The sequence below is a fragment of the Pseudomonas sp. R28(2017) genome (assembly GCF_002112505.1).
GTDB lineage: Bacteria > Pseudomonadota > Gammaproteobacteria > Pseudomonadales > Pseudomonadaceae > Aquipseudomonas.
Genome location: NZ_NEHW01000008.1, coordinates 131,598 through 145,351 on the forward strand (window position 1 = coordinate 131,598; position 13,754 = coordinate 145,351).

10 protein-coding genes are annotated in these 13,754 nt (G+C 63.6%); 2 read left to right on the plus strand and 8 right to left on the minus strand.

Going from position 1 to position 13,754, the window contains the following annotated elements; translation table 11 throughout:
• Positions 1–3: 3 nt before the first annotated feature.
• The 8 genes from CAF78_RS15655 to CAF78_RS15700 all read right to left on the minus strand — a co-directional run bounded on the left by CAF78_RS15655 (position 4) and on the right by CAF78_RS15700 (position 11,528).
• A complete protein-coding gene (locus CAF78_RS15655) occupies positions 4–351 on the minus strand; it encodes a type II toxin-antitoxin system ChpB family toxin (RefSeq protein ID WP_085673831.1) in 348 nt (115 codons plus the stop codon).
• Entirely contained in the window at positions 348–626 is a 279-nt protein-coding gene (locus tag CAF78_RS15660; RefSeq protein WP_085673833.1) for an AbrB/MazE/SpoVT family DNA-binding domain-containing protein, read from the minus strand. Before CAF78_RS15660 ends, CAF78_RS15655 begins: the two co-directional genes overlap by 4 nt.
• 169 nt (positions 627–795) lie before the next feature.
• Positions 796–1,488, minus strand: a complete 693-nt coding sequence (locus CAF78_RS15665) for a sensor histidine kinase KdpD (RefSeq protein WP_085673835.1) — start codon at positions 1,486–1,488, stop codon at positions 796–798.
• Complete coding sequence (locus CAF78_RS15670) at positions 1,485–3,092, minus strand: tetratricopeptide repeat-containing response regulator (RefSeq protein ID WP_085673838.1); 1,608 nt, start codon at positions 3,090–3,092, stop codon at positions 1,485–1,487. Before CAF78_RS15670 ends, CAF78_RS15665 begins: the two co-directional genes overlap by 4 nt.
• A gap of 175 nt (positions 3,093–3,267) precedes the next feature.
• Positions 3,268–5,985 (minus strand): LuxR C-terminal-related transcriptional regulator, encoded by a 2,718-nt coding sequence (locus tag CAF78_RS15675; protein WP_085673840.1) that lies wholly within the window; start codon positions 5,983–5,985, stop codon positions 3,268–3,270.
• A gap of 251 nt (positions 5,986–6,236) precedes the next feature.
• Positions 6,237–7,601, minus strand: coding sequence for a DUF1329 domain-containing protein (locus tag CAF78_RS15685; RefSeq protein WP_085673843.1), 1,365 nt, complete (start codon positions 7,599–7,601; stop codon positions 6,237–6,239).
• Positions 7,602–7,626: 25 nt separating this feature from the next.
• On the minus strand, positions 7,627–9,546 hold the full coding sequence (locus CAF78_RS15690) for a DUF1302 domain-containing protein (protein ID WP_085673845.1): 1,920 nt from the start codon (positions 9,544–9,546) through the stop codon (positions 7,627–7,629).
• A gap of 299 nt (positions 9,547–9,845) precedes the next feature.
• Complete coding sequence (locus tag CAF78_RS15700; RefSeq protein ID WP_085673847.1) at positions 9,846–11,528, minus strand: fatty acid--CoA ligase; 1,683 nt, start codon at positions 11,526–11,528, stop codon at positions 9,846–9,848.
• Between the two features lie 162 nt (positions 11,529–11,690).
• Here CAF78_RS15700 and CAF78_RS15705 point away from each other — a divergent pair, with 162 nt between their 5' ends.
• Together CAF78_RS15705 and CAF78_RS15710 are read left to right on the plus strand one after the other, a co-directional pair.
• A complete protein-coding gene (locus CAF78_RS15705) occupies positions 11,691–12,656 on the plus strand; it encodes a 2-hydroxyacid dehydrogenase (RefSeq protein ID WP_085673849.1) in 966 nt (321 codons plus the stop codon).
• A gap of 64 nt (positions 12,657–12,720) precedes the next feature.
• On the plus strand, positions 12,721–13,719 hold the full coding sequence (locus CAF78_RS15710; protein ID WP_085673851.1) for a class I SAM-dependent methyltransferase: 999 nt from the start codon (positions 12,721–12,723) through the stop codon (positions 13,717–13,719).
• Positions 13,720–13,754 lie beyond the last annotated feature (35 nt).

Sequence of the window (13,754 nt, forward strand, 5' to 3'; positions counted from 1 at the left end):
CGGTTATTCGAACAGGGTTTGAACTCGTGCCAACGCATCGAGAATGACAACTTCAGGAGCCGACTCAACACGCTTGGCACCTCTGGCGTCGAGGTCCACCGTGCGTATCTGGTTGCAGAGTATTACACCTTGCGTCAAGGTGCCTGCCCCACTGAGGGTAACCGCAAATCCAGCATGCCTGGCGAAATCGCCGCCTTGGCTGATTGGAACGATCACTGCCAGACCAGACGCATTGAAGGCTGCGGGGGTGAGCACAAGGGCCGGACGCCCGGCACCTTGCTGTTCTCGCCCAACGGTAGGGTCAAGGTTGACCCGAACAATATCCCCCCTGGCGAACTTGACCCGCTTCACACTTCACGCCCCACGGGCCGCATCGCGTTCCACTCAGCCATGTCCTCAGGTTCCGGCGCGTTCAAATCACATTGCGCCATCAATTCTTCAAGGGTGTACTTCGGCTTGGACCTTACGGGTTTGAGTACCAGAGTTTCACCTGCCGCATCCAGGCTCAGCGTCGAGCCAACGCCAAGGCGCATCTGCTTGAGCACAGCCGCTGGCAAACGAATAGCCGCACTGTTGCCCCATTGCTGAATCTTGATTTGCATGAGTATCTCCCAAGGTAGATACATAGTAGAAACCCTCCTGACGATTGCAAGTGAAATGTAGATACCTCGTATCTACACTGCCACGCAGCTGCCATCGAAAACAGAGCCGATGGTACGACTAGGAATTTTCCTACCTGGCCTTGAGAAACAACCTCTCAATCTGGAACAGTGCTGAACACTCGAAGTAAAGCGTTCATGGCAAATACAACCTGAACAACCCGCCCCCAAGTGCCCCGCCATTGGCAATCTCGATCCGCCCGCGCACGCCGTTACGCTCATGCAACGCCGCAATCCGCGCCGCGAAGTACAGCCCGAGCCCGGTGCTGCCGCTCTGCGAGTCGATGCCCTGCACGTAATCCTGCTGGCGCTCGAGCATCCGCGCCGGATACCCCGGGCCGTCGTCGTTGACACTGATGACCAGATGCTCGTCTTCCTCGCCAATGCTGACCAACAGCGTGTGGCCGGCATAGCGGGTGGCGTTGGTGATCACGTTGGCGATCACCGAGGCTACCAGCTCGCGGTCGAAGAAACCCAGCGGGTTGTCGGTGTCGACACGCCAGGTCGCGAGGATGTCATTGTGCTGCAGCACTTCCTGGTGGGCCGCCAGCTGGGCCTCGATGAAGTCATCCAGTTCGTGGTAGTCCGGGCAAACAGGCAGCTGATTCACCCCCAGCTTGTACAACCCCAGCAACTGCACCAGCATGCCGTTGAGGTGACGGAACTCATGCTCGATCACGCCCTGCTCGGTGCCGCTGCGCCACTCTTCAGGCAGGCGTGCCAGCCACTGGTCATGGGACTGGATCAGCGCAGACAGCGAATTCTTCAGGTCATGCACGGTGGAGGCGATCACCGTGGAAAAATCCAGCCCCTGGTTATCCTGGCTCATGCGCCGAAGACCTTGATATGCAGTTTGCGGTAGCGGTCGTAGCGGCTGTCGCTGGTCGGGATGCCGGCCACGCGGGTCAGGCAGTCGCGGCATTCCTGCTGGATCGCCGGCGGCGTCACCTCGCCACCGATGCGCAGCAAGGCCTGCGCCGTGTTGAGCGCGATACTGATGTTCTTCGGTTGCAGCGACAGGGCCTTGCGGAACATCTGCAAGGCTTCGTTGAGCTGCCCGGCCTGGTAGCTGCGCACGCCCTGGCGGTTGAGGTCGACCGCCTCGGTGACTGCGCCCAGAACGGCCGGGTCGTCGGTCAGCTTGGCCACGCTCTGCATGACTTTGGGGTCGTCACCGTAGGTTTCCACGCAGCCCTTGAGGATGCTGCCGCCGGCCGCTTCCTGGCCAAGCGCCTGCAACTGCTTGACCACGGTCAGGGCGGCTTCGACCGAGAAGAACTGGTCCATCTTCTCCAGCCGCTGCATGGCCTGCTCGGTCAACTTGGCGGCAGTCTCCAGGTCGCCTGCCTGCTGCAGGCTGGCGGCTTTCATCAACCGGGCACGCACTTGCAGGCCCTGGTCTTCGATGTTGTCCTTGGCCACTTCGCTGAGCACGGTGTTGATTTCGACCCGGGCGCGGGCATCCAGGCCGAAGCCGGCGTTCTTGCTCATCAGCGCCTGGACCAGCCCAAGGTTGCTTTCGGCATCCTTGTAGCGCGAGCTCTGGCCCTGATTGACCGCATGGCGGAAAGCCTTGGAGGCGCTGTCGAAGTCTTCGTTGTCCAGCGCCAGCTTGCCCAGTGCCGCCTGCCGGCGCACCGCCAGGGGTGACAAGCGCACCGCTTCCTCGAGCATGCTCTGGGCACGCCGGGTTTCGCCTTGAGCGACCAGCACCTCGGCCATGCCATCGTACAGCCCGGGCATGATCGGGAATGCCTTGAGCGCCTGCTCATAGACACCCTGGGCCTGGGCATTCTGCCCACGCTTGTGCATCAGGCTGCCCAACGCCGAATACACCCAGGGTTGCGGGCGGCTGGCGAGGATGCTCTTGAGAAACTTCTCCAGCTCATCGAAGCGGTTGAGGTCGCGCAGCGCGTCGGCACGATAGCGCAGGCACAACGGCGCAAAACGCGGGTCCTTCTTGCACAGCTCGGCACACGCCGCCAGTACTTCGGCCGGGCGACCGCGGTCGAGGGCCTGCAGAATCGGCTTGAGCAGGGTCTTGCGCTGGGTCAGCTTGTCCAGGCGCTGGGCCAGGCCCACGCGGTTGAACGGTTTGGTCAGGTAGGCATCCGGTTCATGCTCGAGGGCGCTGAGCACGATGGCCTGGCTGCTCTCGGCAGTGACCATGATGAAAACGCATTCATGGCTGATCAGTTTGTCGAGGATCAAGTCTTCCAGGACCTGCTGGCCGTTCTTCTTGCCGTCGCCGAGGTGGAAGTCCTGGAGGATATAGTCGTAGCGCTTCTGCCCGCACATGCGCAGGGCCTGCTCGCCGCTGTCCGCAGTGTCCACATCGCGCACGCCCAGTTCGCGCAGCATGGACCGGGTCGACGTGCGAAAGTCGGTGAAGTCGTCGACGATCAGAAAGCTTTTTTGCCCGTACTGCAGCATCAACACGACCTGTATTGAGTAGTTGGGTGGATGGCGCGAGGCGATGCATATCGCCGAAACCTGTATCGGCAACAGGCCTGGAAAGATGAGGGTGGAGAATGCAGCGCACTCAGGACAAAACCAGATAATGGCCCTGAGCCATCATTTTATAGCGCCATGCCCCTCGCGGCTAGCTTCAGGCCAGCAAGCCCAACGACTTGGCCCGGGCCACTGCCTGGGTACGGCGCTCTACCCCCAGCTTGCTGTTGATATGGCTGGCATGGGTCTTGACGGTGTGCAGGGAGATGAACAGCCGCTCGCTGATCTGCTGGTTGGAACAGCCCTGGGCGATCAACTCGAGCACCGCCAGCTCGCGACCACTCAATGCTTCGGCGGCGCCGCCTGTTGGGGCCGCCGGTTCGGGCAGATACGTCAGCAGTTCGGCCTGGACCTGGCAGGCTGGCTGTGCCAGCAATTGTTCACGCAGCCAGGCAGGGTGCAATTCGATCAGCCGCTGGAAGGGTTGCACAACTCCACCCCGGGCTGCGCTCAACGCCATGGGCAGCAGTTGCGCTGCCTGCGCTTCCTGCCCTGCGCTCAATGAGAGGTCGACCCACTGCGACAACGCGTGCAGTGTGAGCATCATGCCGCCGCTGGCCTGCCCGCGTTCGGCCAGGGCGCACAGGCGCGCCACGGCGTCTTCGCTGCGCTGCTGAACGCGTTCGAGCAGTGCCTGCTGCAATTCGATGTGCAGCGCCAGCAAGGGGTGGAACTCCGGCGCCGCCGCAGGGTGCTCGCCGCCATAGGTCTGGCCCAGGCGCAACAGCCAGGATTCGGCCAGGTCGATACGGCCCTGGGCAAGCCATAGCTCGCACTTCACCAGGGTGATCATCGCCAGGTAGAAGATCGGTGGCACATCCCAGATGTGCATCAGCCGCTCCGCCTCGGCCAGCTCGGCGAACGCCTCGGCATACTGGCCCTCACGGCCATCGAGCGAGGCAATCACGCAATGGCCGATCAGCACGCTGATGTCGCGGCAGGCACGCGCCTCGCCCAGCCCTGCACGCAAGCGCGCACGCCCTTGCGCAGGTTGCAGGCGCGCCACCAGCAGGTAGCCCTCGTAAAGGGTCAGCCGCGCCCGCACCGCGTACAGCCGCTGCGCCGACAGCCCTTGCAGGCGCTGCAACCCCTGGCGCACTTCATCCAGCGCCCGCAATACCTCGCCGCGGGCATGCAGCACCCGCGCCCGATCGTAATGCGCCAGCGCCTCGAACAACGGGTTGCCGACACGCTGCGCCAGTTCCAGCGCTTCGCGGTTCCAGCCGCGCGCACGCCAGAAGTCGCCATCGGCAATGGCCAGGTTGGACAGCGTCGACAGGCACACCAGGCGTTGCCCATAGCGTTTGCTCGGCAGGCTCTGCAGCGCTTCGCCGCAATAGGCCAGCGTGCGCTCGCGGTCACCCCGGCCACGGGCAATGACCCCGCTCAAGGCCAGCCATTGCGCCAACATCGACTTCTGGGCAGTGGCGGAAGGTGCGGGCAGGAAGCGGCTGAGGTAACTGGCCAGCTCCTCGGCGGCATCCAGCTGGCAGGCCAGGCCCAGCGCCCAGCTGTACAGCACGATCAACCGCGGCGTGCTGATCAGCAGGCTGTCAGGCAAGTCCATCTTCCAGCGCAACAGCATGCCGACGTTCTGCTCGGCCAACAGTTGTTCCTCGGACAGGCTCTGTACCAGGTCGGCAGCGACGTCGAGGTGGCCGGCGCGCAACGCCTGTTCCACCGCCTCGTCGAGCAGGCCCTGGGCCTGGAACCAACGGCAGGCGCGCAAGTGCAGGCGCGCCAGCGGTTCACTGCACTGACGGCTGCGCAACAGGTCGGAGAACAGGTGATGGTAGCGATACCAGTGGCCATGCTCGTCCAGCGGCACCAGGAAAACCTGATGGGCCTGCAGGTAACGCAGGATCGCTTCACTGTCATGGCGGTCACGCAGTGCATCGCACAGCGCCGCGCAGAAGCGCTCCTGGCAGGCCGTGTCGAACAGAAAGGCCTGCACATCCGCAGGCAACATCTCGATGACTTCTTCCAGCAGGTAGTCGCGGATCAACCCTTCACCACCGTGCAGGGCCTGGGGCAAGGCATGCTCGTCACCGGCTTCGCTGGCAGCCAGCTGCCAGAAGCGCAGCCCGGCCACCCAGCCGTCACTGCGCTGAATCAGGTTGTCGAGCGCCTGGCCGCGCAGGCCCGTGGGTTGGCGACCAATCACCGCCAGAGACTCCTCCGGGGTCAGGCGCAGGTCCTGCTCGCCGAGCTCGGTCAACTGCCGGGACAGGCGCAGCCGCGCCAAGTGCCAGTCCGGGCGCTGGCGGCTGGTCACCAGCAGCACAAGGCCAGCGGGCAAGTGGTTGAGGAAGAACTGCAGGCAGCGATCGAGAACCGGCCCCTGGGCCAGGTGGTAGTCGTCGAGCACCAGCAGCAAAGGTGTATCGGCATGAAGGTAGAGCGCCAGCTCGTCGAGCAAGCTGTCGAGCCATTCTTCGAAGGCAAAGGGCTGGTGGCGCTGACGCATCTTCAACAGGCCCATGGCCTGCCCGCCCAGTGCCGGGCAGTACTGCTGCAGGCCTTCGAGCAGGCGCTCGAGAAAACGACCGGGGTCAGCGTCCCGTTGGCTCAACCCGAGCCACAGGCTACGCCAATGGCTGGGCAGCGACTCGCAGAACTCGATGGCCAGGGAGCTTTTGCCAAAGCCGGCTGGGGCGTTGACCAGTAACAAGCGCCCGCCAAGACCACCCTGCAAGCGCTGGCACAAGCGTGCACGCGGCACGTGGCCGTCCGGCTGCGGAGGCCGGAAGAAACGCCCGTCCAGAAGGCCCAGGGCCTGGCTGGCGAATCCATGCGTACGGGACAGATCTGTCATGGCCGGCTCGTTCTGTTGGGAAAACTACGGCGGTACGGATGCTTGCGAGACTAGCGGGTAATGCAACGCATTTGAAGATGATGGGCGCCATTTGCCTGGAAAAGACTGCGACAAAAAGCAACATGGCTGATGGACAAGGGCTGGGGCGGGGCTTTGGCGAGGTATTCATCGGCCTTATCGGCCGGCCAGACAGAAACGCCCCGGCAAGCCGGGGCGTTCTGGGAGGTCACACGGAGTTGCAGGTTTTCAGCTCAGCGGATACCCGACTGACGCAGGGCGGCTGGCTGGAAATCGGCTTTGCTGGCACTGAAGCCGAAGTCGTAGGCGCGCTTCTCTTCGTTCTTCATGCCCAGGGCCAGGTAGCGGCCCGACTGCAGGTCGTAGATGGCTTCGAGGGTGTACCACGGTACCTGCACATTGTAGTAAGGCTGGGCGTGAGCCTCGGACACGCGCCACAACTGACCACGACCGTCGTACTGGTCGATCACCGCCGCTTGCCAGGTGTCCTCGTCGATGTAGAAGTCACGCTTGGCGTAGATGTGCCGCTGGCCCGGCTTGAGGGTCGCCACCACATGCCAGACCCGGCGCAGCTCGTAGCGGGTCAGGTCCTGGTTGATATGCCCGGCCTTGAGGATGTCGGCGTACTTGAGCTTGGGGTCATCCAGCTTGAAGGCGTTGGAGGCGATGTACATCTCCTTCTTGCCCTCGAGCTTCCAGTCGTAGCGGTCCGGCGCGCCGTTGTACATGTCCAGGTTGTCCGAGGTGCGCAGGCCGTCGGCCGCAGTACCCGGGCCGTCGTACGACACCTGAGGGGCCTGGCGCACACGCCGCTGGCCGGCGTTGTAGATCCAGGCCTTGCGCGGTTCCTTGACCTGGTCGAGGGTCTCGTGCACCAGCAGCACGGTACCGGCCAGGCGTGCTGGAGCGGTCACCTCCTGCTTGAAGTAGAACAGGATGTTGCCTGGGTTGTTCGGGTCGTAGTCCTTCATCTTGTCGCGGAAGACGAACTGATCGGCGAAATACACCAGGCTGTACGAGCCGTTCTGCTGCGGAGTCGCCTGGGTCACCAGGCGGCTGACGCTGCCGCCGCGGTAGCGGGTGATGTGGTTCCAGATCACTTCCAGGCCGCTTTTCGGGATCGGGAAGGGCACGGCCGTCTGGAAGTTGTTCAGGCCGTTGCCGCCTTCGACCAGGGTGGTCGCGGTGGCGTTCTTCTTGATGGCGGCGAACACATCGTCAGGCGCCGTGGCACCACGGTGGGTCTTGAATACCGGGATCTTGAAGGTATCAGGGTAGCGCTTGAGCATCGCCAGCTGGCCCGGCGAGAGCTTGTCCTTGTACTGCTCGGCATTCTGCGCGGTGATGGTGAACAGCGGCTTGTCGCTGCCGTAGGGGTCAGCAAGGAAGCCCTTGGCATCGACACTGCCCGCGGTCTTCGACAGTGGCTCCCACGGGCCGATCGAACCGTCGGCGTTGCCGGCCTTTTCCGCCCCCATCGGGGTCAGGGTGCTACCCAGTTTTGCCGCTTCATCGGCAGATACCGCAGCCATGACGCTGGTCGCCAGCAGGGACAGGCCCAGCACACCGGCTTGCAGCAGACTTCTGGTCTTGTTCATCTCGTGTCGTCCTGGATCAGTGTTCTTAGAAGTTCACGCCGAAGCTGAGGGCGACGAAGTCGCGATCATCCACGGTGCTGTACTTGCCGTCGAAGAAGTTGGTGTACGACAGGCTGGCGGTATAGGTCTGCTGGTACTCCGCGTCCAGGCCCAGGCTGATCGCCTTGCGCCCTTCCTCGAAGTTGCCGCCCGGCCCCGGCGAATAGCCGTCCACGTCATGCGACCAGGCCACGCTCGGGCGCAGGTTCACCCCGGCGAAGACGTTGTTGTAATCCCAGATCGCACGCACGCGATAACCCCAGGAGTCCGCCGTGGTGTAGCCGTCGTTTTCGCAGTAGCGCGACACGTTGTTGGCGTTCGAGGTGCCCAGTGTGCTGGTGTTGAGCGCTTCGCACTGGCCGCTGGGCAACGGGCCGGGGCCGAATACCGGGTCACGCCCGTATCGCGCCTTGGAGGTGCTTTCCAGGCCACCCACGTGGGTCCAGCCGACTTCGCCGACCATGGTCAGCCGCTCCGCGCCCATCACCTGGTCGAAGAAGTGGGTGAACGTGGTCTGCAGCTGGGTGATTTCCTTGCGCCGGTAGCCAGGCTGATCGGCCCCCGGGGTGCCTTGCAGCACCGATACGTTGGGGTTGAGCGGCGTCAGGCCGGAATAGAGGATATCGGTGGTATTGAGCTGCACCGGGGCGTTGGGCCGATAGCTGATTTCCCCGCTCCAGGCAGTACCGGTGGGCAGCGTGGTCGAGAAACTCAGGCCATACAGGCGGATGTCTTCCGGGTATTCCACGTAGTAGCTGGAGTTGCCTGCCACCTGCAACGGCATCAGGCTGGGCAGCAGGTTGGCCAACGCACCGGCCGGCACGCCCGCCCTGACCAGCGCGCCGGCCAGGCCGGTGGTGCTGTAGAACTGAGCGTCTGCGCCACGACCACTGAAGATCGGCGCACGGCTGTGATAGTTCATGAAGTAGCCACCGAACTCGGTGTTGAGCGGCTCGAACATGTAGCGCAGGGCAACACCGAACTGCCCGCTGTCGCGTGCATCGCGGTCCGCGCCGCGGCGCACGATCACGCCTTCGTCCGGGTTGCCGTAGGTCACGCCCCGGGCGGCCAGGGTGTTGTTCACCGGGGTCGCCAGCGGCCCAAGGCGGCTGGCCAGCGAATTACGTGTGGCAAGCACGGCCAGGTTGTTGTTGCAACCATCGGCGATCACGTCCGGCTGGGAGAAGAATGTTCCGCAGTTGTCGACAACCGTCTGGTCCCACTCGATCTGGTAGAAACCTTCGGCCGACAGGTTGTCGGTGAGGCTTTGCGACACATAGAACATGTTGACCGGGATCAGGCCTTCCTTGATCTCGGCACCCGGACGGCGAAACGCCGAAACGTCGATCGGGTTGATCGAGTTGATGCCGCCGCCGATGAAGGTACTTTCGCCCCAGCTCACCACCTGCTTGCCCAGGCGTACCGAGCCCGGCTGATCACCGATCGCGTAGTTGTGGTAGACGAAGGCGTCGAGCAGTTCCGAACCCGCCGACTTGGCGCCTTCCTTGCGGTTGGAGTCGCTGATGTCCTTGAATTCGCGGTTTTCGTCTTTGAGCTCGAAGTCGTACCAGTACTTGCCACGTACGAACACACCCGTGTCGCCGTACTTGAGCTCAAGGTCATGGATGCCTTTGAAGATCTTCGAGAAGGTTTCGCCCTTCTTGAAGTTCAAATGGCCGTCGTCGGAGGTCTGCGACAGGCCCTTGCCGCCGTTGTTGACCCCGATCAGGTTCTTGTTGGGGTTGGCGGTCGACCAGCTGGCGCCAACGGAGAGCGACGAGTCGAACTGGCCTTCGATTTCACCGATGTTGAAACTGACAGCGAAAGCAGGACTTGCGAGCGTGGAAGCAAGGCTGACGGCCAAGGGCAACTTGGCCCGGCGCCAGAACGGGTTTGCAGATTTCATCGACGCTACTCCATGTACTTTATTGTTATGGCAGTGAGTCCCTTCAGAAACGGCCCGTGCGACCGGTATGCGGGCTTGCACCCGCGACGACGCGTCTTGCGCGCGCCGCCCTCCCCCATTTCTGAAAATCCCCTGGCCCCGACTATAGCCAGCAGGCACAAGTGCTTGATCCCTCTAAAGTGTGATTTGCGCAGACTGCGCGTTGGCCGTGCTGAAGCATGGCCGATTTTTTTCGTTTGGCAAGGCTTCAGGCCGTCTAGCATGCGGGGCGCGTTCTGTCGTGCGCGACCCGCAGGGGGTTACAAGGTAGACAGGAAGGCGCTGTTGCTGGCTTGCCACTGGAGGATGTCCTGGCGAATGCGCTTCTTGTCGAGCTTGCCGACACTGGTCTTGGGAATTTCAGTAACAACGGCGATCTGGCTTGGAATGGCCCACTTGTTGATGTGCCCTTCTTCGACAAACGGCTTGAGATGGTCCTTCAGCGCCTTGGCATCGATCGCCTTGTCGTCACGCACCACCAGCAGGGCGAACGGGCGCTCGCCCCATTGCGGGTCGGCGACCCCGACCACCGCCACTTCGCGCACGGCCGGATGGCGGCTGATCAGGTCTTCGAGGTCGAGCGAGGAGATCCACTCGCCGCCAGTCTTGATCACGTCCTTGATGCGGTCGCGGATATCGATGTAGCCCATGCCGTCGAGGGTGGCGACGTCACCGGTGTGCAGCCAGCCACCCTGCCACAGCTCTTCGCTCTTTTCCGGCTCCTTGAAGTACCCCATGGTCAGCCACGGCGCACGCAGCACCAGTTCGCCCTGGGTCTCGCCATCGGCCGGCAGGAAGTTGCCCTCGCCATCGACGATCGCCGCTTCCACCAGCGGCACTGGCACGCCGGCCTTGATGCGGTAGGTAACGCGTTCATCCTCGCTGCCGGCCTGCAGTTCGTCATTCAGGTGCGCGGCGGAAATCAGCGGGCAGGTTTCGGACATGCCGTACGCTGCCGTCAGCTGGATCCCCCGGGCCAACGCCGCCTCATACAACGCCCGGTTCAGCGCGCTGCCGCCGATGATGATTTTCCAGCCGCCAAAATGCTCGCCTTGGGAGGACGGGCAATTGAGCAGCATCTGCAGGATGGTCGGCACGCAATGCGAGAAGGTGACCTTCTCTTCGCGCCACAGCTTGACCAGCATGTCTGCCTCGTAGCGGCCCGGGTAGACCTGCTTCATGCCCAGCATGGTGGCCGCGTAGGGGATGCCCCAGGCATGCACGTGGAACATCGGCGTGATCGGCATGTACACGTCGTTGCTGCCGAGCAGGCGCACGCTGTCGATGCTGCCGGTCACGGCAGCCTCGGCCAGGGTATGCAGCACCAGCTGGCGGTGGGTGAAGTAGACCCCTTTGGGGTTGCCGGTGGTGCCGGTGGTGTAGAAAGTGGTGGCCACCGAGTTCTCGTCGAAATCCGGGAAGTCGTAGCGCGGGCTGGCGGCGGCGAGCAGTTGTTCGTACTCGCCGACCAGGTTGGGCAGGTCGGCGGTCTTGTCCGGGCCATCGGTGATCAGCACGGTCTTGTCGACCGTGGTCAGTTGCCCGGCGATGGCCTGATAGAGGCCGACGAAATCACTGTTGACCAGTACGAAGCGGTCTTCGGCGTGGTTCATGGTGTAGAGGATCTGTTCCGGCGACAGGCGCACGTTGATGGTGTGCACCACTGCGCCGATCATCGGGATGGCGAACATGCATTCCAGGTAACGGTGGCTGTCCCAGTCCATCACCGCCACGGTATCACCGGCCTTGACCCCGGCTTCGGTCAGCACGTTGGCCAGGCGGGCGATGCGTTCGTTGAGCTGTGGATACGTCAGGCGCAGCTGATCGCGGTAGACGATCTCGCGGGTCTTTTCGTAGCGGCTGCCAGACATCAGCAGGCGCTTGATCAACAGAGGGAAGTTATACGCGCCCTCGGCGGGCTTGATGATGCGGGTCTGCAACATGGTGATCCCTTTTCTGAAAAGCATGCCGAACAAGTCTGGATCTACTGTAGTAGCTCAATGTGACGGTCAAATCAGCCGAAGGAATGATTTGGCTGTGAGAGGTATGAGTGGCATTGTGCGGGTTGATGGATCAACCCCTGCCCTGCCACCGGAGCCTCACCGATGCCCAGCTTGCGCCGTGCCGTGTTTCTCGATCACCAATCCCTGGACCTTGGCGACCTCGACCTGTCGCCGTTGCAGCAACAGTTCAACGAATTCGAGCTGTTTGCCGCCACCCGCCCCGAGCAGGTCGCCGAACGCCTGCAGGGCGCTGTCGCGGTGGTCAGCAACAAGGTCATGCTCGATGCCGCCACCCTGGCCGCCAACCCGCAGCTGAAACTGATCCTGGTGGCCGCGACCGGCACCAACAATGTCGACCTGGCAGCCGCGCGCGCCCAGGGCATTACCGTCTGCAACTGCCAGGGCTATGGCACGCCGTCGGTGGCCCAGCACACCCTCGCCCTGCTGCTGGCCCTGGCCACGCGCCTGTGCGACTACAACCAGGCGGTGGCCGACGGCCAGTGGGCCAAGGCCAGCCAGTTCTGCCTGCTGGATTTCCCGATCGTCGAACTGCAAGGCAAGACCCTCGGCCTGCTCGGCCATGGCGAACTGGGCGGGGCAGTGGCACGGCTGGCCGAAGCCTTCGGCATGCGCGTGCTGAGCGGGCAGATCCCTGGCCGCCCGGCCCGTGATGATCGCCTGGCGCTGGACGAACTGCTGCCGCAGGTCGACGCGCTGACCCTGCATTGCCCGCTCAACGAGCACACCCGGCACATGATCGGCGCCCGCGAACTGGCGCTGCTGAAGAAGGGCGCGCTGGTGGTCAACACCGCCCGTGGCGGCCTGATCGACGAACAGGCCCTGGCCGAAGCCTTGCGCAACGGCCACCTGGGCGGCGCCGCCACCGATGTGCTGAGCGTCGAGCCGCCAGTCAATGGCAACCCGCTGCTGGACAAGGGCATCCCGCGCCTGCTGATCACCCCGCACAGCGCCTGGGGCGCGGTGGAGTCGCGCCAGCGCATCGTCGGCCAGCTCAGCGAGAACGCCAAGGCCTTCTTCGAAGGCCAGCCACGCCGCGTGGTCAGCTGAGCGCCCGGTCAGTCCCGCGCCCGGCTCTGCTACACTGCGCCACTTTTTTCAGGAGGCGTCGTCCATGGACCCGCGCAGTGAAGTGTTGCTCCGCCAGGCAGAGCTGTTCCAGGGCCCGCTACTGCTTGCCGGCGCCCCCGCCGACGGCCTGCTCGGGCAACTGCCCCAGGCCCATGGCTGGACCTGGCATGCCGGTGACCAGGCCATGCTCGACAGCCGCTTTGCCGGGCGCAGCCACTACGGCGTCGACGTGCCGCCGGTCGCCTTCGAGGCGGCCGTGCTGTTCCTGCCCAAGTCCCGCGAACTGGCGGCCTACCTGCTCAATGCCCTGGCCTCGCGCCTGGCTGGGCGCGAGCTGTACCTGGTGGGTGAAAAGCGCGGTGGCATCGAGGGCGCGGCCAAGCAGCTGCAGGCGTTCGGCAAACCGCGCAAGCTCGACAGTGCCCGGCATTGCCAGCTGTGGCAGGTGACCGTGGCCAACGCCCAGCAAGCCACGCCGCTGGAAAGCCTGGCCGAGCGCTTCACGCTCGACCTCGAAGACGGCCCGCTGCAGGTGGTGAGCCTGCCGGGCGTGTTCAGCCACGGCCGCCTCGACCGTGGCACCGCCCTGCTGCTCAAGCACCTGGACAACCTGCCGGTCGGCGATGTGCTCGACTTCGGCTGTGGCGCAGGCGTGCTCGGTGCCACGGCCAAGCGTCGTTATCCACAGAGCCGGGTCACCCTGCTGGATGTCGATGCCTTCGCCGTGGCCGCCAGCCGCCTGACCCTGGCGGCCAACAGCCTTGAAGGCGACGTCATCAGTGGCGATGGCATCGATGCCGCACCCGCCGACCTCAGCCTGATCCTGAGCAACCCACCGTTCCACACAGGCGTACACACCAATTACCAAGCGTCGGAAAACCTGCTGAAAAAGTCCGGCCAACATCTGCGAAAAGGTGGCGAAATGCGCCTTGTGGCGAACAGCTTCCTGCGCTATCAGCCGCTGATCGAGGGTGCCCTTGGCAACTGCCAGACCTGCGCTGAGGCTGATGGCTTCCGCATCTATCGCGCCACACGTGGATAAAAATCAGGGCTTGCCGAAACCGTTTCGGCTAGGCA

Coding starts and splice junctions, on each gene's coding strand:
- CAF78_RS15660 (WP_085673833.1), bottom strand. CDS start 626: ATGTATCTACCTTGGGAGATACTCATGCAAATCAAGATTCAGCAATGG.
- CAF78_RS15665 (WP_085673835.1), bottom strand. CDS start 1,488: ATGAGCCAGGATAACCAGGGGCTGGATTTTTCCACGGTGATCGCCTCC.
- CAF78_RS15670 (WP_085673838.1), bottom strand. CDS start 3,092: ATGCTGCAGTACGGGCAAAAAAGCTTTCTGATCGTCGACGACTTCACC.
- CAF78_RS15675 (WP_085673840.1), bottom strand. CDS start 5,985: ATGACAGATCTGTCCCGTACGCATGGATTCGCCAGCCAGGCCCTGGGC.
- CAF78_RS15685 (WP_085673843.1), bottom strand. CDS start 7,601: ATGAACAAGACCAGAAGTCTGCTGCAAGCCGGTGTGCTGGGCCTGTCC.
- CAF78_RS15690 (WP_085673845.1), bottom strand. CDS start 9,546: ATGAAATCTGCAAACCCGTTCTGGCGCCGGGCCAAGTTGCCCTTGGCC.
- CAF78_RS15700 (WP_085673847.1), bottom strand. CDS start 11,528: ATGTTGCAGACCCGCATCATCAAGCCCGCCGAGGGCGCGTATAACTTC.
- CAF78_RS15705 (WP_085673849.1), top strand. CDS start 11,691: ATGCCCAGCTTGCGCCGTGCCGTGTTTCTCGATCACCAATCCCTGGAC.
- CAF78_RS15710 (WP_085673851.1), top strand. CDS start 12,721: ATGGACCCGCGCAGTGAAGTGTTGCTCCGCCAGGCAGAGCTGTTCCAG.